Here is a 2571-nt window from a genome sequence, read left to right on the forward strand (position 1 = left end):
CCAATGTGATTGGACCTCCTGATACGGTAACACCACCTACTAAATCACTTACCATAACATCAGTTAGGGTAACGTTTCCTGTGTTCTTAACAGAGAAGCTATAGGTAATAACATCACCTGCCTCTAGTGTTGAACATTCTGTAGTCGGATCTACTTCAACATCTGAAGTTTTGATAAGAGCAATACTTGCATCTGTACAAATAGTTACAACTGTTGGGTTGTTGCCTGTATAGCTTGAGTTATCTGATTCATCATCCACTTGGGTGTTGCTAGGCGTTGTACCAACTACTAATGCCGTGTTGGTAAACGTTCCGTTGTCAATATCAGCTTGTGTAATTGTATAGGTAGCTGTGAACGTACTAAAGTCTTCCGCTCCTGGATCCAAGGTGATTGGTCCTCCTGCTACAGTAACGCCACCTACTAAATCACTTACCATAACATCGGTTAGGGTAACGTTTCCTGTGTTCTTAACAGAGAAGCTATAGGTAATAATATCACCTGCCTCTAGTGCTGAACATTCTGTGGTTGGATCTACTTCAACATCTGAAGTTTTAATAAGGGCAATACTTGCATCAGTACAGATAGTTACAACCGTTGGGTTGTTGCCTGTATAGCTTGAGTTATCTGATTCATCATCCACTTGGGTGTTGCTAGGCGTTGTACCAACTACCTTCGCTGTGTTCTCAAACTCACCTGCATTAATATCTGCTTGTGTGATAGTATAACTTGCTGTGAATGTAGTAGTGTCCTCTTCACCCGGTGCCAATGTGATTGGTCCTCCTGCTACAGTAACGCCACCTACTAAATCACTTACCATAACATCAGTCAGGGTAACGTTTCCGGTATTCTTAACTGAGAAGCTATAATTGATTACATCACCAACCGCTAGTGTTGAACATCCTGTGGTTGGATTTACTTCAACATCTGAAGTTTTAATAAGGGCAATACTTGCATCAGTACAGATAGTTACAACCGTTGGGTTGTTGCCTGTATAGCTTGAGTTATCTGATTCATCATCCACTTGGGTGTTGCTAGGCGTTGTACCAACTACCTTAGCTGTGTTCTCAAACTCACCTGCATTAATATCAGCTTGTGTAATGGTATAGCTTGCTGTAAATGTAGTAGTGTCCTCTTGACCTGGCTCCAATGTGATTGGACCTCCTGATACGGTAACACCACCTACTAAATCACTTACCATAACATCGGTTAGGGTAACGTTTCCTGTGTTCTTAACAGAGAAGCTATAGGTAATAATATCACCTGCCTCTAGTGTTGAACATTCTGTGGTTGGATCTACTTCAACATCTGAAGTTTTAATAAGGGCAATACTTGCATCAGTACAGATTAATACTGTAACTGTATTACTTGTAGCAGTATCTACAGGTCCTAAAGCAGAATTACCGTTTACAGTAGCGGTATTCACTATCGATCCTGCATCTATATTATCTTGGTCTACTGAATATGTAGCTTTAAAGGTCCAAACTTCACCGACATTTAATATGCCATCATAATTTATATCTCCAGATACTAAATTAATAGTAACTATTGGGTTTGGAGATTCAAATAATGGGTCTGTAATAACAACATCTTCAATATCTACATCTCCTTCATTTGTTACAACAAACTCATAGTCAATGGTATCTCCAACATTAAAGTTGATACAATCTGTAGTTGCGCTGCTAGTCGATTTAACGATAGACATTTCAGCATTTTGACAAAGGTTTACGGTTTCCGTATCTGAACCTGAAACCGGAAATGGAGTTGATGCTTCAGCCTCACCGGTAACATTTGCTGTATTGACAACTTGCCCATTTATAATATCCTGCGCAGTAACAACATAAGAACCTGTAAACTCCCAAATCTCAGAAACATCGAGCTTGCCGTCATTATTAGTGTCACCCGTTGGATCAGAAATTGTAGGAATCATCACATCCGTTACTACAACATTACTAATTGGTGTAGTTCCATTATTAGTAACTTTAAAAGTATATGATATGCTCTCACCAACAGCTAGTGGAGTACATCCTTGTGTATTATTCGGACTTGCTATTTTTTCAATGTTAATACCACAGTCGTTTATTGTTAAGACAACCGGTGTTCTATTTGGGCTAATACAAGTATTATCAAAATCATTAACAGCTTCCGCCCAGAATGTTTTACTACCAATTGCACTCCAAATGGGATTTACTGCATTACCTCCTATTTCTTGGTCATACCAAACTACCGATTCATTAGGACCTACAGATATAACAGTATTTGCATCTAAAACTTGAATTGGATCTTCACTACATTGTGAAATATCACCACTACTTACAGGTGCGTTTGGTGCATTTGGTACATCGTTAATCGTTACTGATAAAGCTGTAGAAACACACGTAGGATCTGAAGTATTTCGAGCCGTTACACTATAAGTACCAGCGATTAAGTTAATAAAGTTTTCTGAGTCCTGATAATTCGTGCCATCAATACTGTATTCAAATCCTGCACCTAGTGGAGCTGTAATTGAAATTTTACCTGAAGGTACTGCACACGTTGGTTGAACTACATCAGCAGTTGGTGTAGCTGGTGCAT

1 protein-coding gene is annotated in these 2571 nt (G+C 39.2%); it reads right to left on the minus strand.

What is annotated here, in order from left to right:
• Positions 1–2571, minus strand: a 2571-nt coding sequence (locus FHP04_RS14160; RefSeq protein ID WP_139856806.1) for a DUF7507 domain-containing protein, incomplete at both ends; no start/stop codon positions are given.

Origin of the sequence: Aequorivita sinensis (assembly GCF_006346335.1) — a bacterium.
Taxonomy (GTDB): Bacteria; Bacteroidota; Bacteroidia; order Flavobacteriales; family Flavobacteriaceae; genus Aequorivita; species Aequorivita sinensis.